At 62.5% G+C, this 26,914-nt stretch carries 27 protein-coding genes; 17 read left to right on the forward strand and 10 right to left on the reverse strand.

What is annotated here, in order from left to right:
- Positions 1 to 10: 10 nt before the first annotated feature.
- The gene (locus tag BGO64_RS13225; protein WP_286700808.1) at positions 11 to 181 is read right to left on the reverse strand and encodes a hypothetical protein; all 171 of its coding nucleotides are present in this window, start codon (positions 179 to 181) and stop codon (positions 11 to 13) included.
- A 17-nt stretch (positions 182 to 198) separates the two neighbouring features.
- Here BGO64_RS13225 and BGO64_RS13230 point away from each other — a divergent pair, with 17 nt between their 5' ends.
- Positions 199 to 1,683, forward strand: a complete 1,485-nt coding sequence (locus tag BGO64_RS13230) for a M17 family metallopeptidase (RefSeq protein ID WP_286700809.1) — start codon at positions 199 to 201, stop codon at positions 1,681 to 1,683.
- A gap of 33 nt (positions 1,684 to 1,716) precedes the next feature.
- Complete coding sequence (gene yjjG, locus BGO64_RS13235) at positions 1,717 to 2,397, forward strand: pyrimidine 5'-nucleotidase (protein WP_286700810.1); 681 nt, start codon at positions 1,717 to 1,719, stop codon at positions 2,395 to 2,397.
- A gap of 71 nt (positions 2,398 to 2,468) precedes the next feature.
- Here yjjG and BGO64_RS13240 read toward each other — a convergent pair whose 3' ends face one another.
- On the reverse strand, positions 2,469 to 3,725 hold the full coding sequence (locus BGO64_RS13240; protein WP_286700811.1) for an amidohydrolase: 1,257 nt from the start codon (positions 3,723 to 3,725) through the stop codon (positions 2,469 to 2,471).
- Positions 3,726 to 4,254: 529 nt separating this feature from the next.
- Between BGO64_RS13240 and BGO64_RS13245 the strand changes: the two genes are divergently transcribed.
- Positions 4,255 to 4,539 (forward strand): hypothetical protein, encoded by a 285-nt coding sequence (locus BGO64_RS13245; RefSeq protein WP_286700812.1) that lies wholly within the window; start codon positions 4,255 to 4,257, stop codon positions 4,537 to 4,539.
- Between the two features lie 494 nt (positions 4,540 to 5,033).
- On the opposite strand, the gene pfkA is transcribed toward BGO64_RS13245, so the two are convergent.
- The 3 genes from pfkA to elyC form a co-directional block, all read right to left on the reverse strand.
- Positions 5,034 to 6,005, reverse strand: a complete 972-nt coding sequence (gene pfkA, locus BGO64_RS13250) for a 6-phosphofructokinase (RefSeq protein WP_010674852.1) — start codon at positions 6,003 to 6,005, stop codon at positions 5,034 to 5,036.
- Positions 6,006 to 6,148: 143 nt separating this feature from the next.
- Entirely contained in the window at positions 6,149 to 6,904 is a 756-nt protein-coding gene (gene tpiA, locus BGO64_RS13255; protein ID WP_286700813.1) for a triose-phosphate isomerase, read from the reverse strand.
- A 135-nt stretch (positions 6,905 to 7,039) separates the two neighbouring features.
- A complete protein-coding gene (elyC, locus tag BGO64_RS13260) occupies positions 7,040 to 7,825 on the reverse strand; it encodes an envelope biogenesis factor ElyC (RefSeq protein ID WP_286700814.1) in 786 nt (261 codons plus the stop codon).
- Positions 7,826 to 7,953: 128 nt separating this feature from the next.
- On the opposite strand from elyC, the gene cmoM reads away from it, so the two are divergent.
- The 5 genes from cmoM (at position 7,954) to BGO64_RS13285 (ending at position 15,891) form a co-directional block, all read left to right on the forward strand.
- On the forward strand, positions 7,954 to 8,730 hold the full coding sequence (gene cmoM / locus BGO64_RS13265) for a tRNA uridine 5-oxyacetic acid(34) methyltransferase CmoM (RefSeq protein ID WP_039040723.1): 777 nt from the start codon (positions 7,954 to 7,956) through the stop codon (positions 8,728 to 8,730).
- Positions 8,731 to 8,844: 114 nt separating this feature from the next.
- Entirely contained in the window at positions 8,845 to 10,164 is a 1,320-nt protein-coding gene (gene mukF / locus BGO64_RS13270) for a chromosome partition protein MukF (RefSeq protein WP_042863922.1), read from the forward strand.
- Positions 10,145 to 10,882: a chromosome partition protein MukE gene (mukE, locus tag BGO64_RS13275; RefSeq protein WP_029314572.1), complete on the forward strand. Its 738-nt coding sequence runs from the start codon at positions 10,145 to 10,147 to the stop codon at positions 10,880 to 10,882. The genes mukF and mukE overlap by 20 nt, the downstream gene beginning before the upstream one ends.
- 45 nt (positions 10,883 to 10,927) lie before the next feature.
- Positions 10,928 to 15,355, forward strand: a complete 4,428-nt coding sequence (mukB, locus tag BGO64_RS13280; protein WP_286700815.1) for a chromosome partition protein MukB — start codon at positions 10,928 to 10,930, stop codon at positions 15,353 to 15,355.
- A gap of 149 nt (positions 15,356 to 15,504) precedes the next feature.
- On the forward strand, positions 15,505 to 15,891 hold the full coding sequence (locus tag BGO64_RS13285) for a septal ring lytic transglycosylase RlpA family protein (RefSeq protein WP_042017161.1): 387 nt from the start codon (positions 15,505 to 15,507) through the stop codon (positions 15,889 to 15,891).
- On the opposite strand, the gene BGO64_RS13290 is transcribed toward BGO64_RS13285, so the two are convergent.
- A complete protein-coding gene (locus tag BGO64_RS13290) occupies positions 15,892 to 16,026 on the reverse strand; it encodes a hypothetical protein (protein ID WP_286700816.1) in 135 nt (44 codons plus the stop codon).
- 153 nt (positions 16,027 to 16,179) lie between these two features.
- Here BGO64_RS13290 and BGO64_RS13295 point away from each other — a divergent pair, with 153 nt between their 5' ends.
- The 3 genes from BGO64_RS13295 (at position 16,180) to BGO64_RS13305 (ending at position 17,730) form a co-directional block, all read left to right on the forward strand.
- A complete protein-coding gene (locus BGO64_RS13295; protein ID WP_039040728.1) occupies positions 16,180 to 16,653 on the forward strand; it encodes a cupin domain-containing protein in 474 nt (157 codons plus the stop codon).
- Positions 16,654 to 16,670: 17 nt separating this feature from the next.
- Positions 16,671 to 17,156: a GNAT family N-acetyltransferase gene (locus BGO64_RS13300; RefSeq protein WP_042017155.1), complete on the forward strand. Its 486-nt coding sequence runs from the start codon at positions 16,671 to 16,673 to the stop codon at positions 17,154 to 17,156.
- 265 nt (positions 17,157 to 17,421) lie between these two features.
- Positions 17,422 to 17,730: a putative quinol monooxygenase gene (locus BGO64_RS13305; protein ID WP_042017153.1), complete on the forward strand. Its 309-nt coding sequence runs from the start codon at positions 17,422 to 17,424 to the stop codon at positions 17,728 to 17,730.
- 45 nt (positions 17,731 to 17,775) lie between these two features.
- Here the strand turns inward: BGO64_RS13305 and BGO64_RS13310 are convergent, their stop codons facing one another.
- Positions 17,776 to 18,714 (reverse strand): LysR family transcriptional regulator, encoded by a 939-nt coding sequence (locus BGO64_RS13310; protein ID WP_286700817.1) that lies wholly within the window; start codon positions 18,712 to 18,714, stop codon positions 17,776 to 17,778.
- A gap of 308 nt (positions 18,715 to 19,022) precedes the next feature.
- On the opposite strand from BGO64_RS13310, the gene xapA reads away from it, so the two are divergent.
- From xapA to BGO64_RS13335, 5 genes are all read left to right on the forward strand, one after another.
- Positions 19,023 to 19,850 carry a xanthosine phosphorylase gene (gene xapA / locus BGO64_RS13315; RefSeq protein WP_286700818.1) on the forward strand — a complete coding sequence of 276 codons (828 nt, stop codon included), beginning with the start codon at positions 19,023 to 19,025 and terminating at the stop codon, positions 19,848 to 19,850.
- A gap of 25 nt (positions 19,851 to 19,875) precedes the next feature.
- Entirely contained in the window at positions 19,876 to 21,135 is a 1,260-nt protein-coding gene (locus BGO64_RS13320; protein ID WP_286700819.1) for a NupC/NupG family nucleoside CNT transporter, read from the forward strand.
- 62 nt (positions 21,136 to 21,197) lie between these two features.
- A complete protein-coding gene (gene deoC, locus BGO64_RS13325; protein WP_286700820.1) occupies positions 21,198 to 22,004 on the forward strand; it encodes a deoxyribose-phosphate aldolase in 807 nt (268 codons plus the stop codon).
- A gap of 47 nt (positions 22,005 to 22,051) precedes the next feature.
- On the forward strand, positions 22,052 to 22,966 hold the full coding sequence (locus BGO64_RS13330; RefSeq protein ID WP_286700821.1) for a DMT family transporter: 915 nt from the start codon (positions 22,052 to 22,054) through the stop codon (positions 22,964 to 22,966).
- 38 nt (positions 22,967 to 23,004) lie between these two features.
- Positions 23,005 to 23,496, forward strand: a complete 492-nt coding sequence (locus BGO64_RS13335; protein ID WP_286700822.1) for a SixA phosphatase family protein — start codon at positions 23,005 to 23,007, stop codon at positions 23,494 to 23,496.
- A 68-nt stretch (positions 23,497 to 23,564) separates the two neighbouring features.
- Here the strand turns inward: BGO64_RS13335 and BGO64_RS13340 are convergent, their stop codons facing one another.
- From BGO64_RS13340 to BGO64_RS13350, 3 genes are all read right to left on the reverse strand, one after another.
- The gene (locus BGO64_RS13340; RefSeq protein WP_286700823.1) at positions 23,565 to 24,155 is read right to left on the reverse strand and encodes a hypothetical protein; all 591 of its coding nucleotides are present in this window, start codon (positions 24,153 to 24,155) and stop codon (positions 23,565 to 23,567) included.
- Positions 24,156 to 24,276: 121 nt separating this feature from the next.
- A complete protein-coding gene (locus BGO64_RS13345) occupies positions 24,277 to 24,480 on the reverse strand; it encodes a hypothetical protein (RefSeq protein ID WP_039040737.1) in 204 nt (67 codons plus the stop codon).
- Positions 24,481 to 24,603: 123 nt separating this feature from the next.
- Complete coding sequence (locus BGO64_RS13350) at positions 24,604 to 25,239, reverse strand: LysE family translocator (RefSeq protein WP_183149917.1); 636 nt, start codon at positions 25,237 to 25,239, stop codon at positions 24,604 to 24,606.
- Between the two features lie 428 nt (positions 25,240 to 25,667).
- On the opposite strand from BGO64_RS13350, the gene BGO64_RS13355 reads away from it, so the two are divergent.
- The gene (locus tag BGO64_RS13355) at positions 25,668 to 26,693 is read left to right on the forward strand and encodes a Wadjet anti-phage system protein JetD domain-containing protein (protein ID WP_052816246.1); all 1,026 of its coding nucleotides are present in this window, start codon (positions 25,668 to 25,670) and stop codon (positions 26,691 to 26,693) included.
- The last annotated feature ends 221 nt before the right edge of the window (positions 26,694 to 26,914 follow it).

Consider the following 26,914-nt stretch of genomic DNA (forward strand, 5'->3'; position numbering starts at 1 on the left):
CTCGTCGGGCTCATAACCCGAAGGTCGTCGGTTCAAATCCGGCCCCCGCAACCAACTTCTGACTGCTTTTCTTCTGCATTACCTCTCTGATTCCCTCCAGCACCTGTTGCTTGCACACAATAATGTGTGTTTTTCCGATCCCTCTCGCCATTTGTTCGGTATCATCCTGCTTTCTGTTCATGGATGAGGCCGCACCCTGTGATGACCCATTTTAGCTATTCTTCTCCCCAAATCACGATGCAGAACACCTCCCTCGCCGAGGTAATGGCAGGGCCGACTGCCGTCAAACTCCTGCTCATTGCCGACTCAGCGCGCGATACCCTGCTGGCGACGCCTCCCTTTGCCGCCGTGGCAACCCAGATAGCCCTGGGTCAGAAGGCCCCCTATTCCCTTGACGATAGTCAGGGGCTGCAACGGGTGATCTTCATGGATGCCCGCCCGGCCCTGGATCATCGGCTCTACAAGCAGGTGCGCAGCTGGGTGGGCTCGCTGGCGGGCCTCAAGGCGACGCACCTGGCGCTCCATCTGGAGGGCTTTGACGATGAGCATCGCGCCCAACTGGCAAGGGTGGTGCTCGCCTGCCTGCTCGCCGCCGATGTGACCCTGCCGACCCAGAAACGGAGTGAGGCGACAAGACCGGGTTATCAGCAGTTGCAACTTTCCCCCCCTTGCGAGCTGGACATGGCCCGCCTGAGCGCAGAAACCGAAGGTAATGGTCTGGCTCGCCACCTGGCGGTGCTGCCAGCGTCCGAGCTCAATGCCCGTCATTACCGGGCCTATGCCCGGGAGCTGGCGCAGCAGGAGGGGTGGCAGTGGCAGGAGTTTGATGAGACGACCCTGGCACAGAAGGGGGCTGGCGCCTTCCTGGCGGTGGCCCGTGGTTCGGCGGACGGTCAGGCCGCCATCGTCAGGCTCAGTTACTGTCCGGCCAACCCGGTGCGCCGCGTTGCGCTGGTGGGCAAGGGGATCTGCCACGACTCCGGTGGCTACAACCTGAAAGTCGGTGGCAGCATGTATGGCATGCACCTGGACATGGGGGGCAGCGCGGTGGCCCTTGGCACGTTGTTGGCCATCAGCCGGGCGAAACTCCCCATTGAGGTGCACTGCTGGCTCGCCATCGCCGAGAACCACATCGGCCCGCAGGCCTTCCGGCCCGGTGAGGTGGTGACCGCCCTCAACGGCACCACCATCGAAGTGGTGGACACCGACGCCGAGGGTCGCATGGTGCTGGCGGATGCCCTGACCCTGGCGGCCGGGGACAAACCCGACTTGCTGATCGACTATGCCACCCTGACCGGCGCCTGCAAACGGGCGCTCGGCAGCCGTTACAGCGGCGCCTTCACCAACCGCCCCGAGTGGCTCACCACGCTGATAGCGCTGGGACAGCAGAGCGGGGAGCGAGTCTGGCCCTTCCCCCTGGACGAGGATTACGATGACAACCTCGATAGCGAGTGGGCCGATCTGTTACAGTGCGCGCCGGGCGCCTCCCCGGATCACATCGATGCCGCCCGTTTTCTCACGCGCTTCGTGCCCGCCGAGCTTCCCTGGTTGCACCTCGACCTGAGTGGTTTTCGCAACAAGGGGGGCAATGGCGTGGTGGGCAGCGAGGTAACCGGCTTTGGTGTCAGGCTGACCCTGACCCTGCTCGACAGCCCTCTGGGGATGGGTGCGCCCGACGCATGACGACGTGGCCAAGCACAATCAATAAGGACAAGCGTGAAACAAGCAAGCTATGACTGGGTGCTGTTCGATCTGGACGAAACCCTGCTCGATTTTCCGGTCGCCAGGGCGCTGGAGCGGACCCTGCAGATCTACGGCGTGGCGCCGACTCCCCCCAAGATGGCGGAGTACCATGCCCTCAACCAGCGGCTCTGGCAGCAGTACAACTCAGGGGAGATTGACGCCACCCACCTGCAGAAGACCCGTTTTTCGCTCTTTGCCGAGCAGGTCAACGTGGCGCCCATGGCGATGAACGAGACCTTCCTGCAGCAGATCATCGCCCTGAGCGTGCCGCTGGAGGGGGTGGAGGAGACCCTGCAGGCCCTGAAGAGCAAGGTCAGAATGGGGATCATCACCAACGGCTTCAGCCTGCCCCAGCGCGGGCGCCTCGACAAACTGGGCTGGAACAGCTGGTTTGAGCCTCTCGTTATCTCTGACGAGGTGCAGGTGACCAAGCCGGCGGCGGCCATCTTCCAGCATGCCCTGGCGCAGATGGGTCAGCCGAGCCCGGCGCGGGTGTTGATGGTGGGGGACAATCCCAAGACCGACATCGCCGGTGCCGCCGCCCAGGGGCTTGCCACCTGCTGGTACAACCCGGGGCAGGAGACAGGCCCGTGCGAGGCGACCCACGAGATCCACCACTTCGCCCATCTCTGCGCGATCGTGCTGGGAGAGTAGGTCCCCTATGCCCGCAAGGATGTAAAAAAACAAGGCAGCCCATGGGCTGCCTTGTTTGCATCCGGCGTCTGCTAGCGGCCGAGGCGGGCGAGCAGCCAGGCCTCCAGCAAGGCCACTCCGGGGGCCAGCACGGCTTCGTCGAAGTCGAACTCCGGATGATGGTGGGGGGCCGCGAGGTTGGCTCCCAGGATGAGATAGGCGGCTTCGCCGCCGTGCTGCTGTACCCTCTCGATGAGGAAACCGGCATCCTCGCTGGCCCCGAAGCGGCGGGTGTGGATGGTATCAAGGGAGATCCCCTGTGCGAGAGGCACGATTTCCTCGATGAGGGCTGGGCTGTTCTCGATGCCGATCGCTTCCCCCTGTTTGCGGATGTGGTAGGTCGCGCCCTGCATCAGGGCCGCCCCCTCCACAATCTGCTGCACCTGATTGAACATGTAGTCGTTGAGGGCGGGCGTCGCGCCACGGGTCTCCCCCATCAGGCGGGCATGGCCCGGGATGACGTTGCGTCCACTGCCGCCGTTGAGCTGCCCAACGTTGATGCGGGTCATGCCGTCCCGATGGCGGGGAATGCCGAGCATGGCGGTGGTGGCCATGCAGGCCGCCGCCAGGGCATTGTGGCCCGCGTTGGGCTCGAGCCCCGCATGGGCGGCTTGCCCCATGAACTCCACGTCGAATTTGGTTGAACAGAGAAACTCGGTGGGGTTGACCACCAGCTCACCACTGTTCGCGTGAATGCCGATGTGCAGAGCCAGCAGGGCGTCCACGTCGTCGAGCTGCCCCCCTGCCGCGAGCGCCTTGCCGCCTCGGCAGCCCTCTTCAGCCGGCTGGAAGAAGAGCTTGATGCGGCCAGTGAGGCGATCGGCGAGGGCCGCGATCCGCTCGGCCAGCACCAGCCCGATGGCGGTGTGACCATCGTGGGCACAGGCGTGCATCCAGCCCGGGTTGGCGGAGTGCCAGCCTCCCTGGCCGGGCAGGTGTGACGCCTCCTGGCTCTCTTCGACCTCCACCGCATCGATATCGAAGCGAAACGCCAGGGTGGGGCCGGGGCGCCCGCTATCCCAGAGTCCCATCACGCCGGTGAGTGCGTCGATCCGCGTCAGCCACTCCGGATGCGCCCCCTGGTACAGGGCACGGGCCTTCTGGGCCTCGACGTCTATTTCCCGTCCCATGATGAGGGTGCTGGCGAGCAGTTGATCCCCCAGCATGATGGAGAAACCGAGTTCACTGAGGTGTTGGGCGATGAGGGTGGTGGTGCGAAATTCACACCAGGCGGCTTCGGGGTGACGATGAAGGTCGCGGCGCCAGTGGCGCAAGGCATCCTGAGTCATGGTGGTTCCTGCGTGGCAAATCCAGCGGCCATTGTGACGGGCAGGGGGACAAGAGTAAATCCCGCAGGGGGAGATGCGACAAGGGGAGCCCGGGCTCCCCTTGAAAGATGGCATGGATGTCGACGAGGTCGTTTTGTGTGCGCAGATCGCACTCAATGATGGCTTGGCATCATCCTTTGCCAGAGCACGTCAAAAACCCATGTTGCAGTCTGTTTTTTGAACCACCCCTCTGGTGGTAGAGGTGGCAGATGGCTGATTGACTGACTTAGAGCTGTGCCAGCGACGGCATGGAGACGGCAACCAGAGTGAAAAACACGGTGAAAACGGCGGTAACTACGAACTCTTTCATGATTTTATCTCCCTTGGTTGGCTCATGATGGAACCAAGATACCACAACAGAACGATAAAACAACGAAAAATGTAATTATGGGGCGAAAATGGTTTTGTGGTGAAATATGACTGCATTTTCCCAAGTTTAAGGGCGTTTTTTGTCCTGGGAAGGATTTTATGGTGACGCCAGTGAAATTGGATGCATATAAATCCTTTAAATACATTGAGTTATGTTGATTTTATGACGCTCTCTTTGGTGGTTCCGATTGGAGTTTGTGTGGTGATCTCCATTTTTCAGCAGCAAAATGGCCTGCGGGATGCGCCGATTGATGTCGCCATAGGGAGGTTGGTGGCTGTCGGCCAGGTTTTGTCATCCCATGTCATGTTTTCTCACGACTTGTGCCCCAACCTCAGTCTGCAAGGCTGTTGCCAGCCAGGGTTATCCGATGAAGGCTCAATTTTCTGCTCATCCGAAACAGGATGAGAGCAAAAAGAGTACGAAAAAACGACAAAACGGCCGTCAAAGGAGCATGGAAGGGAAGGGGGAAGGTGGGAAAATGGAGGTTCGATCTTCATGGGGCCTGGGGTGGCCGGAAGCCCCGTTTTTCGCTGTTTTCTTGGGGGGACGAGCCACCGGGCCCGCGCGCAGGGGAAGCGGGAGAGATCGTCGGCCCACCCGGGTGGCTATATGGCGCCAGTGTGATGGGATGAAGGGCAGGGGAGGCCTGGCGCAGGGCCGTGGCTCTGCGGCACCGAGGCCTTTATCCAGACCCGTCGCGAACAAGGTGAGCAAGCAGAAAAGCGGGGGAAAGAAGTAAAGGAGAAGGTTCTGGGGTCAGAGGCTCAGGGCCGCCGGGCAAGGGGTAAGAGATGGCGACAGTGGCCAGTGGATAGTCGGGCCCCCGCAGGGGGAGGAGGGGGTGAGGAGCCCGCATAAAAAAACCCTCCAGAGGAGGGTTTTTTGTCAGACCACAGCCCTTAGAACAGGGTGGTGGAGAGATCGTACAGCTCCTGGTTGAACGGGCGCTTCAGGTTCTCGATGCAGTCGATGATGTCGTGGTGCACCATCTCGTTGCCCTGAATGCCGACGCAGCGGCCACCCTGGCCCGCCAGCAGTTGCTCGACGGCGAAGGCACCCATGCGGCTGGACATGATACGGTCACGGGCAGTGGGAGAACCGCCACGCTGGATGTGACCCAGGATGGTGGCGCGGGTTTCGCGGCCGGTCATGGCCTCGATGTCTTTCGCCAGGGCGTTGACGTCGGTGACGTGCTCGCAGATGGTGATGATGGCGTGCTTCTTGCCCTTGGCTTCCCCTTCCTTGATCTGTTGCAGCAGCTTCTCCTTGTCGAAGGCCACTTCCGGCACGATCACGTATTCGGCACCACCGGCAACGGCGGCAGACATGGCCAGATCGCCGCAGTGGCGGCCCATGATCTCGACCACGGAGATGCGGTGGTGGGAGCTGCAGGTGTCGCGCAGGCGGTCGATGGCGTCAACCACCACGTTCAGAGCGGTGTCAAAGCCGATGGTGAAGTCGGTACCGGCGATGTCGTTGTCGATGGTGCCCGGCAGGCCGATGCAGGGGAAGCCCTCTTCGGTCAGCTTCTTGGCACCCATGTAGGAGCCGTCACCGCCGATGACCACCAGGGCGTCGATGCCGTGTTTCTTCAGGTTTTCGACCGCTTCGGCACGGACTTTCGGATCCTTGAAGGCGGGGAAACGGGCGGAGCCGAGGAATGTACCGCCACGGTTCACGACGTCGGAAACGCTGTGACGCTCGAGCTTGACGATACGGTCCTGGTGCAGACCGAGGTAGCCATCATAGATGCCATAAACTTCCAGGCCATGATGCAGACCGGCGCGCACCACGGCGCGGATGGCTGCGTTCATACCCGGTGCGTCACCACCACTGGTCAAAACACCAATACGTTTGATTTGTTTGGTCATGAGTGCCTCTGGATCTGAGTTGTCGAAAATCAAGATTCTGAATAATACGGCTGGCCGCTTTTACTATATCGGCTTTCCTATGGCGAGAGGGTCCATAGGAAAGCGATATGCAAAGAGGGGCGGGGCCCCTCTTTGCTTGGCGCTTACTTGGTGGCGCCAGCGATGATCTGGGAGAAGTCGTCCACTTTCAGGGACGCGCCACCCACCAGGCCACCGTCGATGTCCGGCTGGCCGAACAGGTCGGCAGCGGTGGCGCCAGTCACGGAGCCGCCGTACAGGATCTGTACCTTGGCAGCCACGGCTGCATCAAAACCGGCCAGGTATTGACGGATGTGAGCATGCACGGATTGTGCGATCTCCGGGGTGGCGGTCTTGCCGGTGCCGATGGCCCATACCGGCTCGTAAGCGATGACGGCGTTCTCGAAGGAGGCGATGCCGCAGCGATCGATCACGGCCTTGAGCTGGGTCTCGACCACCTGATTGGTGGTACCGGCTTCGAACTGGGCCAGGGTTTCACCGATGCACAGCACGGGGATCAGGCCGCCCTTCTGGATGGCTTCGTACTTGGCAGCCACCACGTCGTCGGTCTCTGCGTGCAGGGTACGACGCTCGCTGTGACCGACCAGGGAGTAGGTGCAGCCGAAGGCTTTGAGCATGGAGGGGGCGTTTTCGCCGGTGAAGGCGCCGGACTCGTGAACGTCGGCGTTCTGGGCACCGTAGGCGATCTTGCTGCCAGCGGTCAGCTGTTCAACCAGACCCAAAAAGATAACCGGCGGGCAGACGGCCACTTGCACGGAAGGATGAGCGGCAGCGGCCGGGGTCAGTCCTTTGATCAGGGCTTCTACAGAAGCCTTGGTGCCGTTCAGTTTCCAGTTACCCATTACCAGGTGCTGTCTCATCTTCTATATCTCCTAGGCATTTGATTGCGCAACATTATATGAATTGAACCGAGCCCAAGATAGCTGACCCGGCGGCAAATGACGTAATTTTTTTTCGCTTTCCTGATCCAAATCAGGAATGCAAGGCGCGATTGCTCACTCGGTGACCTGCCCACGCAAACGGGCCCACCATACCCCAATCCACTCGTGAATGGCAGCCTCGGAATACATCAGATAACGCCCCTTGGGGAGGTAGCTGTAGAGGGGTTGTGGCTCCTGACTCTGCTTGGCGGTGTAATCGGTGGGAGCCGGCACCGCATCGAGTCCCTGACTGCGATAGAGAGCCATGGCCCGGGGCAGGTGGGTGGCCGAACTCACCAGTGCCACCCGCTTGCCCTTGAGGTGGGCGGCGATGCTGACCGCCTCGTCATGGGTGTCTTTGTTGTTTTCAAACAACGTCATGCGCGCACGCGGGATGCCAAGGCTGGCCGCCATGCGGGCGTTGACCTCGGCGTTCGACAGGGGATCCCCGGTCACGGCACCGGAGAATACCAGCTCGGCCTCTGGATAGGCCAGGGCCAGGCGAACCCCTTCCAGGGTGCGCGCCAGGGAGATGTTGTTTTGCCAGGCGCGCTCTGGGATGGCCGGATCGCTCACATGACCGTTGCCCAGCACGACGATGGCCTGGATGTCAGGATGCTGACTCACCTCGAAGGGGGGATAGGTCTGCTCCAGGCTGCGGGCCAGCTCGTAGCTCACCGGCCGCGTCCCCATCAGGGCGATGATCACCAAGGAGAGGGTCGCCAGCAGCCTGCCGCTTTTTTGAAAGCGGGTGAACCAGAGCAGCACGAGCGCCAGCACCAACAAGGAGAGAGAGAAGGGGAGCGGCATCAGCAGATGGCCCAGCCATTTCTTGATGACAAAGAAGTTGAGCTCGAACACGACAGACACGTCCTTGAGTTTTCAGCAAATTCGGGATGTGACAGAATACCCCTCTTTTTTCCTGTGGCCCAATCCTGTGTGGTTCCTCCTGCGGCCCTCATGGCGGGGCGGTCGAAGATGAGTGTGTCTTGAAGCAAGATCAGAGTTTTGACGGGCGCGCGGACAAGTTCGCTCGCAACATTTACGACTCCACCAAGGGGCGCATTCGCACCACCATTGTCTGGAGTGACATCGAAGCCTGCCTGGCGCGCCTGGGCAACCGGCCGCTGCGCATCCTGGATGCCGGCGGCGGCTTTGGCTACTTCGCCCAGAAACTGGCGGCCATGGGCCATCAGGTGGAGCTGTGCGATTTGTCGGCAGAAATGCTGGATCTGGCCCGGGAGCAGATCGCCCAGAAGGGGTTGGAAGACAGAATTCGTCTCATCCATTGCCCCATTCAGGATCTCAAGCACCAGGTGACCGGCACCTTCGATCTGGTGCTCTGTCACGCGGTACTGGAGTGGCTCGCCGAGCCGCGCCAGACCTTGCTGGGTCTGTTCCCTTTCGTCAAGGCAGGGGGCATACTGTCGCTGCTTTTTTACAATCGTCACGGCCTCCTGTTCCAGAGCCTGGTGGTGGGCAATTTTGACTATGTGCGCCTGGGCCTTCGCAAGAAACGCCAGACAGCCCTGACACCCACCAATCCCCAGTTGCCGGAGCAGGTCTATGACTGGATAGGCCGGGGGGGATTGCGGATCATCGGCAAGACCGGGGTGCGTGTCATCCACGACTACATGCGCCACAAGCAGGATCAGGTCGAGAAGTTCGAGGACCTGCTGGCCATGGAACAGCAATATTGCCGCCAGGAGCCCTTTGTTTCCCTGGGGCGCTACATCCATGTGATGGCCCAGAAACCGGCCGGTTGAGCTCCACCGGCGTGAATACGATGCGGGATCCAGCCGCCGGGGCGCCACCGACCCCGGCCTATATCACCACGGCAGGCAAAGACCTGCCGACTATAACAACGAGATGATAACGTCATGATGAGTACATCCCGTACCCTGCCAGAGACGGTGGGATGGGTCAGACAGGAGGGGTTGGCGCTGAACCTCCCCACCGACAGGCTGGCCTTTCTGATAGCGATCAAGACGCTCTCCGAGGACGAGTCTGATCTCTCGGAGGCCGCGCTGCACGATGCCTTTGGCTATGTCAGCAGTGCCTTCGGCCAGATGGACGAGACCCTCACCGGTCGCGCCAACAACGCCATCAACGATCTCATTCGCCAGCAACTGCTGTCGCGTTTCACCACCGACATGGTGGCGGGGGAGAGCCTCTACCGCCTGTCGCGCCTTGGCATGAGCATCGTCGATTTCTTCATGGATCAGCGCCAGGTAGACTCCATCAAGCTCTCCATCCTGCTCGAGCACCTGGCGGCCGAGCTCGACACCGCCCGCAAGGCGGCGCTCGAGACCAACACCCGGGAGCAGTGGGACGCCGAGGTGCTGCCGCGCCTCTCCTTCTCCCTGGAAGAGACGCTCGGGCGCATCGATCTCACCCAGCGCGCCATGGACGAGCAGCAAAACCAGGTCAAGAGCGAGATCGCGGCCCTGCTGACCCAGAACTGGGTCGATGCCATCCACAGCTGCGAGAAGCTCCTGCACGAGACCGGCCAGACCCTGCGCGAGTTGCAGGACACCCTGGACGCCGCCGGCCACCGCCTGCAGGCGGGGCTGCTCAACATTCAGGAAGCGGCCCAGGGGCGTGAGGATCTGTTCCACGTAGAAGAGCTGACCCACGCCCTGCAGGGGCGTCTGGACGTCATCACCGCCTGGGGCCAGCAGTGCATCGAGCTCTGGTCCCGTTATGACAGGCATGTCCACAAGTTCATCCGCAACGCTATCGACATGGACAAGAACCGCGCCTTCAGCCAGCGGCTGCGGGAATCCATCCGCAACTTCGAGCAGCACAGCTGGTTGTTGCGGGTGGCCGAAGAGCCCCGTTTGCTGGAGCTGCGGGATGAAACCATCGCCATCCACGACGAGGAGGTGACCGGCGAGGTGCCCCTCGAGATGGAGTACGTAGAGATGGTGGACATCAACCAGGAGCTGGCGGAGCGCATCGAGCGCTACCTGGCCCGCTATCCGGAGCAGGGAGATCGGCTGGATCTTGCCGACGTGCTGCGGGAATACCTGCTGGACTACCCGGCCCATGCCCACTTCGACGTGGCGCGCCTCCTGATCGATCAGGCCGTGCGTCTCGGCCATGCCAGCGGTGAGCGCGAGCACCACCGCCAACCCGCATGGAAACCCATCAACCAAGCTGGATCCAAGGTTCAGGCCTATGTCATCGATCAATACTGAATTCCCCTTGCCCCTGCGCCTCGCAGAGGCCATCGCCAACCCCTTGTTTCCGCGCATCGACACCGCCCTGCGCTCCGGTCGCCACATCAGTGCCGACGAATTCGAGCAGCACTCTGCCCTGGTGGAGTACCACCAGGAGCTGGAGATCTTCTACGGCCGCTATCAGGTGGAACTCATCAAGGCGCCGGAAGGCTTCTTCTACCTGCGTCCGCGCCCGAGCGCCGACATCGGAACAACAGTGCTATCCGAGCTCGATATGCTGGTGGGCAAGGTGCTCTGCTACCTGTTCCTGAGCCCGGATCGCCTCGCCTCTGAAGGGGTGTTCGCCATGGGCGAGCTGCAAGAAGAGGTGCTGAGTCTGGCGGACGAGAAGCAACTGCTGCGCATGGTCAACAGCCGCTCCGGCGGCACGGATCTGGACAAGAAGAAACTCCTCGAGAAGATCCGCACCTCCATGCGTCGCCTCAAGCGCCTCGGGATGATCACCCCCCTTGGCAACAGCGACAAATTCCGGGTCAACGAATCCGTGTTCCGCTTCGCCGCCGATGTGCGCTCCGACGAGGATCCTCGCGCGGTGCAACTGCGGATGATCCAGGAAGGGGAGGCCATTTTCCACGACGACGAGATGCCGAGCAGCGATTCCCTGTTCGAGGATATCGAAGAGGATCTGGACGAAGAGCAGCTGGAGCTGGAGGTGGAAGATGATCTGCAACGTTAATGTGCCGGCACTGATGGTGTCGGCCGGTTTGATGGAGAGTGTGGCGTGAGAGGCAAATTCAAATCCCTGACCATGGTCAACTGGAACGGCTTCTTCGCCCGCACCTTCGATCTCGACCAGCTGGTCACGACCCTGTCCGGCGGCAACGGCGCGGGCAAGTCCACCACCATGGCGGCCTTTATCGCGGCCCTCATTCCCGACCAGTCACTGCTTCACTTCCGTAATACCACGGAGGCGGGTTCCAGCAGTGCCTCCCGCGACAAGGGGCTCTACGGCAAGCTGCAGCGTGGCCACTGCTATTCGCTGCTGGAAGTGATGAACAGCCGCGAGCAGCGGATCTGGGTCGGCGTTCACCTGGAGCAGGTGGCCAACCGTGACAACAAGGTCAACATCACCCCGTTCGCCCTGGTGGATGTGCCCGAGCACCTGGCGCCCACGGATCTGCTGCTGGAGAAGCTCGACGACGGCAAGGGCCGGGTACGTGCCTTCGCCGATCTGAAGGGGGCGGCAGCGGAGCTGGGGGCGCTCAAGGTCGCCAAGTTCAATACGGTGACCGATTATCACAACTTCATGTTCGAGTTCGGCATCACCCCGAAGAAGTTGCGGGATCAAAAGGATCGCGGCAAGTTCTATCGCCTGATCGAAGCCTCCCTTTACGGTGGTATTTCGTCTTCCATCAGCCGCTCCTTGCGTGAATACCTGCTGCCGGAGAACTCCGGGGTACGCAAGGCGTTCCAGGACATGGAGGCGGCCATCTACGAGAACCGCCGCACCCTGGAAGCCATCAAGGAGACCCAAGGTCAGCGGGATCTGTTCAAGAATCTCATCACCGAGACCACCCACTATGTGGCCGCGGAGTATGTGCGGGGCGCCGCCGAGAAGAGCCGTCTCTCCGAGCTGGCCCTCAAGGCACGCTCTGAGCTCGCCGGCAAACGCCGTCTGCTGGCCGAGGAGAAGCAGCGCGCCATCTATCTGGCGGACGAGGTGGATCAGCTCACCAACCGCGAGAAGCTCCTGACCGACGAGCTGGAGTCCGCCGCCGAGCACCTGGCCAAGGTGATGGCGGCCGTGGCGCTGCAAAAGAAGATTGCCCTCTATCACGCCGATCTGGCGGAGCTCAACGACAAGCTCGAGCAGCAGCAGGCGGTGGTGGAAGAGATCCACGGCCAGTTGCTGGAAGTGGAGGAGCGCAAGGAGCTGGCCCAGGCAGAGGTGGACAGCCTCAAGACCCAGCTGGCCGACTACCAGCAGGCGCTCGATATCCAGCAGACCCGCGCCATCCAGTACCGTCAGGCGGTGCAGGCGCTGGAGGCTGCCCGCGAGCAGTGCGAACTGCCGGGGCTCGAGCCTGCGCAGGCGAGCGACACCCTGCATCAGTTCCGCGCAGCCGAGCAGAGCTTGACCAGCCGGGTGCTGGGGGCCGAGCAGCAGTTGGCGCTGGCCAAGGCAGCGGTGGCCGAACACGAAGCGGCGCTGGCGCTGCTGCTCAGCATCGCCCCCGAGACAGTGCGCGAGGCCGCCTGGCCCACCGCGCAGGGGCTGCTCAAGCGCCACATCGAAGATAAGGCCCGCATTGCCCAGGGGCAGGGTCTGCGCGCCGCCCTGGCTCGCCTCGAGAAAGAGAGCGAAAGCCAGAAGACGCTCTTGCGGCTGCGAGACGAGCTGGCCCAGGCGTCTGGTCAGCACATTGCCAGCCAGGACGAGCTGGAGATCTTCCTCGAAGCCCAGCGCACCCGTCAGGAGGAGCTCTCCGATCAGCAGGCGGAGGCCAATCAGCGCCGCGCCAGCCTCGAGCATCAGGGCACTCAGCTGGGCCGCGATATCGCGGAACTGACCAAGCTGGCCCCGCGCTGGCTCAAATCCTTTGAAAAACTCGAGCAACTGCGCGAGCAGAGCGGTTTGCCGCTCGCCACCGCCGAAGAGCTTTCTTCCGGCATGCAGAGCGTGCTCGACAAGGAGCGGGAGTTTGAGCAGGAGAGCAACCGCATTCAGGGCCAGAAACAGGCGCTGGAGCTGCAAATTCGCAACCTGCAGCTGGGTGCCGGCGAGGCGGATCCCCGTCTTGCCCGCATCGCCGAGCAGGTGGGGGGCGTGCTGCTCTCGGACGTCTATGACGACATCTCCATCGATGATGCCCCTTACTACTCCGCGCTCTACGGCCCGGCTCGCAGCGCCCTGGTGGTGCTCGACCTCGAAGGCGCCATCGAGCGGCTGAAAAAGCTGGAAGATTGCCCGGAAGATATCTACCTCATCCAGGGCAACCCAGACTCCTTTGACGAGGATCTGGTGGAAGCGGATGAGCTGGGGGACGCCGTGCTGGTGCGCACCAGCAAGCGTCAGGTGCGCTTCTCCCGCTACCCCGAGCTGCCGCTGTTTGGCCGCGCCGCCCGGGAAAAACGGATCGAGCAGCTCGATCTTGAGCGGGAAAACCTCATCGAGGGCTATGCCAAGGCCGCCTTCGAGCAGCAGAAGTACCACCGTCTCTACGGGCATTTTCGCGACTTTATCGGCCAGCATCTGGATATCGCCTTCCGCCCGGACCCCGAAGCCGAGGTGCAGGCCAAACAGGCCGAGCAGCGCAAGCTGCAAGAAACCATCGCCGAGTGCGACAAGCAGCTGAGTGATGCCAAAGCAGCCGCCGCCCAGCTGACCCGCCATATCCAGCTGGTGCAGGGGATGCTGCCCTTTGCCCACCTGTTTGCCGAGGCAGACCTGGCGGCCCGCCTCGAGGCGGCTCACGCCGACGTGGAGGCGCTTAAAATAGCCGAAGCCTTTATCGCCAAACACGGCAAGGCGTTGGAAAAACTGGAAACCATGGTGCAGGTGCTGCGCCAGGATCCCCAGGACCTGGCGGCCCTGCAGGCGGCCTTTGACGAGGTGAGCGACCTGCTGGCCGCGCAGAAGCGCCGCTGCTACGCCCTCGATCAGCTGGTGGCCCGTCTGCCGCACTTTGCCTATCAGGATGCGCAAGACCTGCTGGGCAAGGCCTCCGAGATGAGCGAGCGACTCAAAGAGAAGCTCAGGGCGGCGGAGCTTGCCGCCCGCACCGCCGGTGAGCAGCACAAGCAGATCACCCAGCGCCACACCGAGGCGCTGCAACTGCGCACGGCGCTCGATTCCAGCGCCTCGGCCAAGGGGCAGACCCTGGCGGAGTTCGAGCAGGAGCTGGCGGCCATGGGCCTGACCCTCTCTGACGATATGGAAGAGAAGGCCCGTGCCCACAAGAAAGAGATTGAAGAGCTGCTTATCCGCACCCGGACCCGCCGCACCAGCGCCGAAGCCCAGTTGCAGGTGTGCAAGCGCGAAATCGAATCCCTTGGCGGTCGTCTCAAGCTCGAAGGCAAGGATTACTACAGCGCCCGTAAATCCCTGGTGGGTCACAAGGCAAGCTGGTCGCGGGTGGTGCGTCTGGCACGGGAGACCGACGTCGAGAAGCGTCTGAACAAGCGCGAGCTGGCTTATCTTGACAGCGACGAGCTGCGCTCCATGTCGGACAAGGCCCTCGGCGCCCTGCGGGTGGCGGTGGCCCACGACGAGGCCCTGCGCGATGCGCTGCGTCTGTCGGAAGGCAACCGCAGCACCGAGCAGAAGGTCGCCTTCTACGTGCAGGTCTACCGTTACCTGAAAGATCGCATCCGCAACGACATCATCCGCTCGGACGATCCGGTGGAAGCCATCGAGGAGATGGAGATCGAGCTGGCGCGCCTCGCCGATGAGCTCAAGCAGCGGGAAACCCATCTGTCCCTCTCCTCCCACGAGGTGGCGGCCAAGATCACCAACATCATCCGCCGGGAGCAGAACCGCATCCGGGTATTGAACCAGGGCCTGCAGAACATCGCCTTCGGTCTGGTGCGCGGGGTGCGTCTCAACGTCAATATCCGCGAGGCCCACACTCGCCTCCTGACCGCGCTCGCCGATCAGAGCGCCATGCACAACGATCTCTTCGCCGACAAGGAGCTCAGCTTCTCCGAGGCCATGGCCAAGCTCTTCCAGCGTCTCAATCCGCAGGTGGAGCAGGGGGAGCGCAACTATCAGGTGATGGGGGACGTGCTGCTGGATTATCGCAACTACCTGGAGCTGGAGATCGAGGTGCAGCGCGGGGCCGACGGCTGGCTGCGTGCCGAGAGCGGCGCCCTCTCCACCGGCGAGGCGATCGGCACCGGTCAGGCCATCCTGCTCATGGTGCTCATCAGCTGGGAGGAGGAGTCCCGCCGTCTGCGCGGCAAGGACATCGCTCCCTGCCGCCTGTTGTTCCTGGACGAAGCGGCGCGGCTTGATGGCAAATCCATCGCCACCCTGTTCGAGCTGTGCGAGCGCCAGGACATGCAGCTCCTCATCGCGGCGCCGGAGAACATCAGCCCCGAGAAGGGCACCACCTACAAGCTCATCCGCAAGGTGCAGGGCAAGCACGAGCATGTGCATGTGGTGGGGCTGCGCGGCTTTGGCTTTGCCGACGACAAGCTCATCGCCTGACATCTTCCCCTGACAGGGGCTGACGGGTGAACACACAAACGGGAGGCTTGGGCCTCCCGTTTTCCATGGGAAATATGAGAGAGTAGGCCCTTGTTAACGGAAGCCTGACTGGCGATGCTGGTCGCTCTGTCCCATCGAGGAAGCAACGCATGACGACGCGACAAAAAGGGCTGCTGGCCTCCCTGTGCCTGCTGCTGGCCGCCTGCAGCAGCCAGCCTGATGCAGGCAGTGCGGGCAACTGGCGAGGCTATACCCAGACGGGGCTCGCCTCCTATTACGCCGATCGCTACCACAACAAGCGCACCGCCAGCGGGGAGCCTTACCAGCGCCACGCCAACACCGCCGCCCACATGACACTGCCCTTTGGCGCCCTGGTGAGGGTCACCAACCTGGCCAACGACAAGAGCGTGGTGGTGCGGGTCAACGACAGGGGCAATTTCCCCCGCGGGCGCATCATCGATCTTTCCAGGGCGGCGTTCAGCGCCATCGGCAATCCCCGATCCGGGCTTATCAAGGTCAGGATTGAGGTGCTCTAGTCACCGGGTCTGCATGTACTGGTGCCCCTCCATACCCGGGCCGCTGGAAGAGGATGCTTCCCAGTGATCACGGGCCATCTTCTTCATTCCATTGGTGATGTCGCCGACGCGGCTTCCCATTTTCCGGTGTGCCATTAAGATAGCCAAACGAAAAACAGGGCGTCTTTGCCATCTGGCGGCAACCGGGCATGACATGGTGTGTGAGACCCCCCTTCAACCCCCTGCCCATGTTTTGCCGCTAAGGAGCAGGCTATAAAGTGAGACGTCATTCACAGGGAGGATCAGAACATGACTGACAAACGCGCCATTCAGGCAACGGCCATCCCCGAGCACAAGGCAAAGTCCCTCTATCCGGAGCCCTTTGCCTCCCTGGTCAAGCACCGCACCCGGCGCAGGCTGGGGGATCATTTCGGCCTCGCCAATTTCGGGGTCAATCTGACGACCCTGGCACCGGGGGCCATCTCGGCTCTCAAGCACCATCACGGCCTGCAGGACGAGTTCGTCTATGTGCTCTCGGGCAATCCCACCCTGCGCCACGGGGAGGAGGAGTACCGGATGTCGCCGGGGGAGTGCATCGGCTTCAAGGGGGGCAGCGGCCTGGCCCACCAGTTGCTCAACCACGGTGAGGTGGACGCCGTCTATCTCGAGGTGGGGGACAGGCTGCCAGGGGACACCGTCGACTATCCCGATGACGATCTGGCCCTGGTACAGGGGGCCGATGGCGCCTGGTCAGCCAGACACAAGGATGGCAGCCCCTACTAGGGGCGCCTCTTCGCGCAATGAGAGAGACCTCCATGGTGTTCAGCCCCTTTTCTGCTGTCAGGGCAGAGGATTTTCTGCCGCTGCTCAACGACGAGACGCTGCGAAAGCACCTGATCCCTCACCCGCTTTTCGATGTGGCCGGGGTGCGCGACTGGATGGCGTACAAGCTGGGAGTCGACGCCCGGCCAGGCTGCCGCGTGCGTGCCATCTTCCTCGACGGCACCCTGGCGGGGTGGTGCGGCATCCAGCCCGATGACGAGGGGGTGGAGCTTGCCATCGTGCTCGCCAGGGCCGGCTGGGGAAGCGGCGTGGTGATTTTCAACGAGATGATGGGGTGGGCGAGGGAGCTTGGCCATCGGACGATCCTCTTTCACTTGCTGGATACCCGCCCGCCTTATCGATCCCTCGCCAGACGGGCCATCTGGGTGAGGAAAACGCGCCTGGGCGAACACCCTTTCACCACCTATTGCCTTGACGTTGAGCGCTGGTCTGCAGGCCCTTAGCCTGGACCAGGGGGCAGCAAGCCGTGCCGCCTCCTGGCGGGTCCCGTTGCCACCCTTTGCGCCATGATCCCTCTCACTCGTTTGTTCCTCCGTGCACGGCGTGGTTATCCACCCCGTTGAACACAGTGTTCATTCTGCCCCCCTATATGGCCCCCACCGTCCTGCCTACACTGGGCAACGTCTGATGGGGGCGCATCCGGCAGTATAAATCGCTGTCCAGGTTGCACTCTCTGGCGTATTGACGATGTACAACGGAGAAAACTGGATGAAAAAAGAGACAGACAAACTGGTATCGATCGCGGTGCTCAAGGCCCGTGACGGCATGGGAGAGCGCCTTCGCGATGCCCTGCTTGCCTTGATTGGTCCCACTCGCCAGGAGCCGGGCAACCTCGATTACGTGCTGTTCGAGTTGAAGGATGAACCCGGTACCTTCTACATGCGGGAAGCCTTCGTGAGTCAGGCCGCCCTGGATGCCCACTGTGAGACCGCGTATTTCCAGGCTTTCGCTCGCCAGGCGGACGAACTGCTGGCCGAACCCCTTCGGCTTGTCTTCATGGAAGAAGTGAGCCCCTGATCCTTGCCGCAGAGCCCGATGATCCCCTCATCGGGCTTTTTGCCTTCAGCCTCGCTCCGGCAGGTTCATCTGCTCGCTCATGGTGTCGATGAAGTGGCGGATGGCGGTGGTCGTCGGCTGCCCGGCCAGGGGCGGAGCATGGAGCACGCAGAGATCGGCGGGGATCCCCTGCTCGAGGCGGATGAAGCGCACGTGGGGCCACTTCTGGCGGGCGTAGCTCGCGGGCACAAGGGCCACCTGCTGGCTGGTGGCCACCACTGCCATCAGGGTATTGGGCTCCACCACCTCTTGACGCAGGCGGGGGTAAAAGCCCTCCACCAGGCAGGCGTTGATGATGAGATCCGTGGAGGCGGAGTTGGCACGGCTCATCAGCACGAAGGGCTCAGCGGCGAGTTCAGGGAGGGAGACCCGCTTGCGATCCCGCAGGGGATGCTCGTCCGATACCACCAGTACCATGGACTCCCGATAGACAGTCTCGGCCTGCAGCGGGTGGATGTTGAGGGTGTCGGCGAAACGGGCGAGGCCGATGTCTATCTCCTTGCTGGCCAGCGCCTGCTTCTGGCGCTCGGGGGAGAGCTCGGTGAAGGAGATCTCGCACTCGGGGTGGCGCTGGTGACACTGGCGGATCACCTCGCCAAAGCCGGCCCAGAAGATGGAACTGACCAGCCCGATGCGGATCTGGTTGCGCTCCATGCGCCCTGCCTGCACCACCCGGTTGAGGCCGCTCTCCAGCACGTCGAACAGGCGATCGCATTCGGCCTGCAACAGGCGCCCTGTGGGGGTCAGGTTCACCTGGCGGGTGTGGCGCTCAAACAGGGCCACACCCAGCAGGGATTCGAGTTCCTTTATCTGGGCGCTGAGCGGCGATTTGGAGACATTGAGCCGCAGGGCTGCCCGGCTGAAGTGGCCCTGGCTGGCCACTTCATGGAAGTAACGCAACATCTTGAGGGTGACGCGATCGCGCCATTGGTTGTCCGGGAACATGGTCTCTCCAGGCTTGAGGGGTGAGATCGCCGTCAAAGTTCGGGCACGGGAATGGCGGGGCAGGGAGGCGGGTCCCTCCTGAAACCGCGATCCGCATCACTTCGGTTTTCGCCCTCCGGCGACCCGTTTGACGGAGAAATGGCATGAAGCAGCGGTTTTTGGGCCATTTCGGGTGCGTCATTACCCCATTACGTCGCTCATTGTGTTGTATATCGGGATAATCAGGCCGATTTTAGCGATTTTTGTCGTCCAATACCTCCCCTAGAGTGAGCGTCATGTCTCATTCACAGCCTCAAGAGGTACAACTCATGCAACACGATCCCGTACTCAACGCCGTCGCCACCATTCTTGCCCGCAAGCCGGGGTTTGCCCCCCGCGCCGCCATGATCCTGGGCTCCGGCCTCGGCGTGCTGGCCGATGCGCTGGAAGAGAAGGTCACCATTCCCTACGAGGAGCTGGAGGGCTTCCCGGTCAGCACGGTGGCCGGTCACAGTGGCGAGCTGGTGCTCGGCAAGCTGCACGGGGTGGATGTGGTCTGCATGAAGGGGCGCGGCCACTACTACGAACACGAGACCATGAAGGTGATGACCACCCCGGTGCGCACCTTCAAGCGCCTGGGCTGCGAGCTGCTGCTGGTAACCAATGCGGCCGGCTCGCTGCGCCCGGAGCGCATCGGGGTCGGCTCCCTTGTCATCTTCAACGATCACATCAACACCATGCCGGGCAACCCCATGACGGGTGCCAATGACGAGGCCTACGGCCCGCGCTTCTTCAGCCTGGCCAATGCCTATGACAAGGGGTTGCGCAGCGAGGCGCTGGCGCTGGCCGAGCGGGAGGGGATCGCCGTCAATCAGGGGGTATTCGTCTCCTACAGCGGACCCTGTTTCGAGACCGCCGCCGAGATCCGCATGATGCAGATCATCGGGGGTGACGTGGTGGGGATGTCGGTGGTGCCCGAGGTGGTCAGTGCCGCCCACTGCTCGCTGCCGGTGCTGGCCATCTGCGCCATCACCAACATGGCGGAGGGGCTCGGTGACGTGCAGCTCTCCCACGAGCAGACCCTCAAGTGCGCCAAGCTGGCGGAAGCGGACTTCATCCGCCTCATCAACACCTTCATCCAGCACCACTTCCAGTAAGCAGGGAACGACCAGGAGGTCAGATATGTTTGCAGCAGGATTTCTCGGTATGGCGGCGCTGCTCCTCATCGCCGTGTTCGCATCGACCAACCGCAGGGCCATTCGCCTGCGCACCGTGGGGCTGGCGCTGGCCTTGCAAGTCGCCATCGGCGCTCTGGTGCTCTATGTGCCGCTGGGACGCCGGGCGCTGGAGGGGATGGCCCACGGGGTCGAGGCGGTGCTGGCAAGCGGCAAGGCGGGGATCCACTTCCTGTTTGGCAACCTGGTCAACTTCTCGGTAGAGGGCATCGGCTTCGTGTTTGCCCTCAACGTGCTGCCCCTGGTGGTCTTCTTCTCGGCGCTCATCGCCGTGCTCTACTACCTCGGCATCATGCAGGTGGTGATCCGCATCATCGGTGGCGCCATGGCGCGGCTGCTTGGCACCTCCCAGACCGAATCCATGTCGGCGGTGGCCAACGTCTTCGTCGGCCAGAGCGAGGCCCCGCTGGTGGTCAAACCCTACATGCCCAGGATGAGCGATTCGGAGTTCTTCGCCGTCATGTGCGGCGGCATGGCCTCGGTCTCCGGCACCGTGCTGGCGGGCTACGCCATGATGGGAGTGGACATGCAGTACCTGCTGGCGGCCTCCTTCATGGCGGCGCCGGGCGGGATCCTGTTTGCCAAGCTGATCATCCCCGAAACCAGCCAGCCGGATTACGTCTTTGACAACAGCATCCAGTTTGATGGCAAGAAGCCGGAGAACGTGCTGGCAGCGGCAGGCGAGGGGGCCAGCAGCGGCCTCAAGCTGGCGGCGGCCATCGGCGCCATGCTGATCGCCATGATTGGTCTGGTGACCCTGGTCAACACCCTGCTGGGCGGGGTGGGGGAGATGGTGGGCATGCCGCTCTCCCTCGAGCTCATCCTGGGCTGGATCTTCTCGCCGCTCGCCTTCCTGCTCGGGGTACCGCTGGCGGACATCGGCATCGCCGGCGCCATGATCGGCAAGAAGCTGGTGGTGAACGAGTTCGTGGCCTACAGCGATCTGGCGCCCTACCTGAAAGACGCCAGCACGGTCACCGCCGTCGGTCTGCAGGTGCTGGAGGAGAAGTCCAAGGTGATCATCAGCTTCGCCCTGTGTGGCTTCGCCAACCTGGCCTCCATGGGGATCCTGATCGGTGGCCTCGGCACCCTCTGCCCGTCGCGCACCGACTTCATCGCCCGCTACGGTCTGCGTACCGTGCTGGCGGCCACCTGCTCCAACCTGATGAGCGCCGCCATCGCCGGTGTCTTCTTCTCCCTCGCCTGAGTCTCTCACCCTTTGTTTCGGGGCGCTGCGGCGCCCCTCTCTTATCCCGACAGGAGCTATTTATGAACGACGTGACTGCTTTTGAACCTGCCTGCGCCACCACAGAGGCGGCCATCCGGGCCATCCACTTGATGGATCTCACCAGCCTCAACGACGATGACCACGACGCGCGCATCATCGCCCTCTGCCATCAGGCCCGGACCCCTGTCGGCACCACCGCTGCGGTGTGCATCTACCCGCGCTTCGTGGGGCTGGCCAGGCTCACCCTGGCGGCTCAGGGCACCCCCGAGGTCAAGGTTGCCACCGTGGTCAACTTCCCCCACGGCGACGATGATCTGGCAACCGTGTTGGCCGAGACCCGCGCCGCCCTCGCGGATGGCGCCGACGAGATCGATCTGGTGATCCCCTGGCGTGCCTTGATGGCCGGGGACGAGGCCCCCGCCCGGGCGCTGGTGCGCGGCTGCAAGGCGTTGTGCGGCGCCCGGGTGCTCAAGGTGATCATCGAATCCGGCGAGCTGCAGGAGCCTGCGCTTATCCGCGCGGCCTCCCTGCTTGCCATTGAAGAGGGGGCCGACTTCATCAAGACTTCCACCGGCAAGGTGGCGGTCAATGCCACCCCGGCGGCGTGCCGCACCATGCTGGCGGCCATCGCCGAGTGCGGTGTGCAGGATCGGGTGGGGTTCAAGGCGGCGGGCGGGGTGAAAAGCGCACGGGAGGCGGCGGAGTATCTCGCCATGGCGGCCGCACTCTTTGGCGAGGAGTGGCTGGTGGCCGAGCGGTTTCGTTTCGGTGCTTCCAGCCTGCTTGGCCAGTTGCTGGCAACTCTGGGCGAGGGCAAGCTGTCCCCTGCGACCGACCACGGTTATTGATCTCTTCCGTCGGCGCCTGCGGGCGCCCTTGCTGACAGGTGTATCCCATGTCTTTACTTCCCCATGTTGCAAAGGCCCACGGCAAGGTGTTGCTGTTCACCCTGCTCATCAGCCTCTCGTTTCCCATCGGCAGCGCCCTCACCGCGGTGCTGGACCCGCTGGTGGTCACCTGGGTGCGCTACCTGCTGGCCTCCCTCATTTTCGTCGGGGTGCTGGGGTATCAGGGGGTGCTGGTGCAGCCTTCCCTGCGGGATCTGGGGCGCTACACTCTTATCTCGCTGCCGGCCCTCTGCTACTTCGTCGCCATGTTCGTGGCATTGCAGGAGACCAGCGCCCTCGATGCCAGCGCACTCTACACCACGGTGCCGCTGATCAGCGCCCTGGCCGGCATGGTGATCTTGCGCCGCGCCATCGGCTGGGGAATGGGGCTGGCCCTGCTGGGGGGCATGGTGGCTGCGGCCCTCATCATCTTTCGCGGCGATCTGGGATTGGTGGCGAACCTCAGCCTCACTCCCGGCAATCGCATCTACCTGCTCGGCTGCGTGGCCATGGCCCTCAACCCCATCCTGATCAAGCGCTGCTATCGGGGGGAGTCCTTCCTCCACTTGACCGGCTGGACCCTCATCTGCGCCACTGTGCTGCTCACCCCGGTGGCGCTGCCCGGATTGCTTGAAACCGACTGGAGCCGGGTCTCCCTGCCGGTGGGGCTGGGACTTGGCTATCTGGCTCTCTTTGCCACGGCGCTGAGCTTCTTGTTGTTCCAGCAGGGAAGCGTGGCGCTGCAACCGGAACAGGTGTCAGCCTATACCTACCTCATCCCGGTAATGGTGCTGCTCACCGGCATGCTGACCGGGGAGACAGTACACTGGGAACAGGTAGGCTGGGGGGTAGGGGGTGTGCTGCTGACCATGGTGGTCATGGTGCTGCTGCCCCTTCATGCCGGCAAACGTGGGGCGGTCTGAGGAGCTGCCTGTCGCCCTTATCAACCAGGGAGTGCGTCATGAGAAGAACCCTGATCCTGGTACGCCATGGCAAGTCGAGCTGGAAGGACGCATCTTTGTCTGACCGCGCTCGTCCGCTGGCGGCGCGCGGGCTGCGCGATGCGCCCCTGATGGGGGCTCGCCTGGCACACCTGGGGGTGAAGCCCGATCTCATCCTCTCGAGCCCCGTCTGCCGGGCCCTGACAACCGCCCGGCTGCTTGCCGCAGAGCTGGGTTATTCCCCGAACCGCATCGCCATCGACGAGGGCCTCTACGAGAGCGATGCCGGGACCCTTCTCGGGGTGGTGTGGGCGCTTTCAGATGATCTCGCCTGCGTACTGCTGGTAGGCCATGATCCTGCCTTCACCGACCTGGCTCATGGCTTTTCCTCCGGTATCACTCGCATGCCGACCTGCGCCGTCGCCCGCTTCATCTTCGACGCCCCCTCCTGGTCGGCGCTCCCGTCCTGCTCGCCGGTGGTGGCCGTGCTGGACTTTCCGAAGAAGAGGTAGGGGGGCGTCGGTTGCAGGCAGAAACGACAAGGGGAGCCGCGGCTCCCCTTGTCGGGATGGTGACGGGATCATTTGGCCGCGATGGGCCCCTTGGTGCCCGCGTCGTTGTCGACCCAGCCATCTTCTCCCTTGAGGCGGCGATCCCCCTGGATGCGATAGGTGACCATGCCCTCCTTGAACACCAGGGCCCCGTCGGATTTCCTGGCACTGACCTGCTTGTCGTTGACCCACACCTGATCCTTGTCATCGATGCGGATGTTCGCGACCGTGGCGCCCGTCTCCGGGAAGGTGGCGACCCAGTTGCCGGTGTAGGGGCTGGCGCTGGCCGCTGCGGGGGCGGCGCCAAATCCGGCGGCGGCGTTCTCGGCCTTGCTCTTGTTGATGTCACAGCCGCTAAGCTCGCTCACCTGGGTACAGCCTGAGCGTTCCAGCATCTGCTCATAGCTCATGTTCAATCCGCCTTCGTCGGCCGGGGCGGCGGTGCCAAATCCTGCCTTGGCGTTTTCCGCCTTGCTCTTGTGAATATCGCAGCCCTGGGCTTCGGTCACCTGGGTGCAGCCGGAGCGTTCCAGCTGCTCGGCGTATTTGTGGTTGATGGCGTGAACCTGGGCGCTGCCCAACAGGGTGAGGGTCAGGATGAGCGCGGTCTGTCTGAACATGATCAATACCTCTGGCAATGGGTCATTCGGGCTTGCTGCTCCCTGGGCGGCAAGGGGTTTGCGTTGGCGAGCTGCAGCCCTCTCTCACCATAGCAGGAGGGAGCGAAAGACGATGTCTGCGTCAGCTCTGGGGGATGCGGACCCCCTTGTCGAGGTAGAGGCTGCTGTAGTGGGCGCGGTGGGTGACGAACATCACCTGATGGCGACTGCCATCGGAGAGAATGATGAAATCACCGGCCTGTGCCGGGCTTTGCAAGCGGATCTCGTGTTCGGGGGCCGTCAGCTTGTCGGCCTCCTCCCGGAAGGTGAGGGTGTAGGAATACATATGGCGCTCCACCGCAGGCTCATATACAGACACGCCTACAACTCTAGCCCCGGTAGCCGGGATCCGCAGCGCCCAAGCGGCGCCGATGGTGCAGATAATGTCAGCAGCGGTGAGGCACAGGGATCAGGGACGACCACTGAGCAGGATGGCGCCGCCCAGGGTGATGAAGAGCCCGCCGGTGATGCGGCCAACGAGGCGCTCGCCGCGACCTGGCTTGAAGTAGCGACCGGCGCGCCTGGCCAGAGCGACATAGCACAGATGCACCAGGCTGACGATGGCGCAGATGGTCAGGTACATGGTGATGAACTGCAGCGTCAGCGGACTCTGGTGATCAAGGAACTGGGGCAGCAGGGCACAGAGGAAGACGATGGTCTTGGGGTTGCTGGCGGAGACCAGAAAGGCTTCTCGTAACAAGGAGAGGGTGGTTCTGGTGCGTCCCCGAGCGGTGGAGGGAGATAGCCCTTGGCCACCGATATTGGCCGCGCGCAGCGCCTTGTAGCCCAGATACACCAGGTAGCCACCCCCCGCCAGCTTGAGAGCGACGAAGAGGGGAGGCAGGGTTTGCAGCAGGGCCCCCACCCCCATGGCGACCAGACCGATGAGGATGGCCTGGCACCCCAGGTTGCCGAGGATGCTGACAAGGGCGGCGCGCCAGCCGTGTTGCAGACCGTTCTTGACCACCAGCAGCACATTGGGGCCAGGGGTCAGGGTCGCCAGCAGATAGGCCAGCGCAAACAGCATCCAGGTATTCGGGTTCATGAGCACGTCCTTGGCGTCAAAGCTGGCATGATGCCAGCCTCTTTGACGAGTCGTCCAGCGGCGTCTCTCCCGGCCCCGAAGAGGATCTAGACGAGAGCAATCAGGTGCAGCATGGTCTGCGGCAGGAAATGCAATAGGCAAGGATATGTATAAAAAAACCGCATGAAGGCAGTTTTTGATGATGCCTTCACATCGCAGATAAGCTGTCTTTTTTCTCGCCGGTCAACTAATGGCGTCGCAGCATACTGATTTCACCGATGTCGATGGATTGCCAATCGTAACCGCTGACCATCCTGCCACGAGCTTGTGGACGGGTGACGGTTTGAAAGAGCGATCTTCCTTTGGTGCGAGACAGGTCACGGTTGTGGACAGAAAGATCCCCTCTACTTGGCCATATGGAACCGCAATGAAAGAGGGGGGGGGGGAGGATGTCACTTTTTGATGAGCGTCGTGTGCAGGATCTCTGTGCCCGCTTGCTGGCAGACACTAATAACCAGGGATATTCACTCGATAGCAAGCATGGCCGCGAGTTGAGAGATCTCCTGCAGGCTGTGGGTGGAGTCAAGCCAGTGGGACGAGGGGCTCGTCATGTGTTGACCGATGCTGGAAGGAATTATCTCGCAGCACAGCTGGCACAGGTTGCACCAGTGATGCCGGACAGGCGTGACACGATACGGGCTCTCGGGGTGGACCTGCCCGCACATCTAAACCAGGCCAGTTTTCATGCCCTCTGGCATGGGGACAGCAAGAGCGGGATAGATCCAGATAATGATGCTATCGACATCACGCTGACACAGGATGAAGTGATTCGACTTCGCACGCTGAGCCCGCTGTCACTCATCGACAAGGACGGACTGCGCCACGACATGAGGGCGCAACTGGCACTATTGGGAGAGCTGGTCTTACCGGAGCGCTGCTTGAGTAAGTTACATGGCATTGAGTGGCAGGGGCGGCAACTGGTCACGGTGGAGAACAAGGGAGCTTTCGTGGATTACCCGCTGCAAGTGGGGGAGTTGTTGCTCTATGTGCCTGGCCGCAATACCAAGTTGGCACGTCAGGTATTCCCGCTGTTGCCGGCTGCCGTACCCTGGGCCCATTTTGGCGATCTGGATCAGCGCGGATTGGATATCGCTAACGAGCTGGCCCATGCCCTTCGTCGTCCGTTGGCTCTTTGGCTACCCGACACCTTGATGGCCTATGTTCATCACTATGCCCGCACTCTGATCCGCCGTCTGGAGGGGCAACCGATCAGCAGAGGCAAGATCCCATGGGAGGAGGTCCCCGTGGTGAGTGAGCATGGCAAGCAACTGGAAGAGGTCCTTATATATCTGATCGAAAAGGGATTGTGGTTGGAACAGGAAGTATTGGTGCTAGCCGGAGGTTGGCAGTCATGGCCACTCGACGCGCCTTGCGGCCAACGCAGTAATGAAAAAACCGCCATCAGGCGGTTTTAATGGTTGTCAGCCCCTATTTCAGGGCTTTTTTCAGCTTTTTTATCTTGCCTTCGTGCTTGGCGATTTTCGCCTGGCGGGCGGCGATCTTGTTCTTGATCTCTTTCTTGCTGGCCATGGGGCGGCTCCTTGTCTCGTGGGCGCCATGGGGATCAGGGTGCCCGGGGTCTTTCCATGCGTGCCGGGAAGGCCCTCTCCATTGGCGCACTGGCGGCCAGGGGAGG

The organism is Aeromonas sp. 62-46, from assembly GCF_001898585.1.
Classification (GTDB): domain Bacteria; phylum Pseudomonadota; class Gammaproteobacteria; order Enterobacterales; family Aeromonadaceae; genus Aeromonas; species Aeromonas caviae.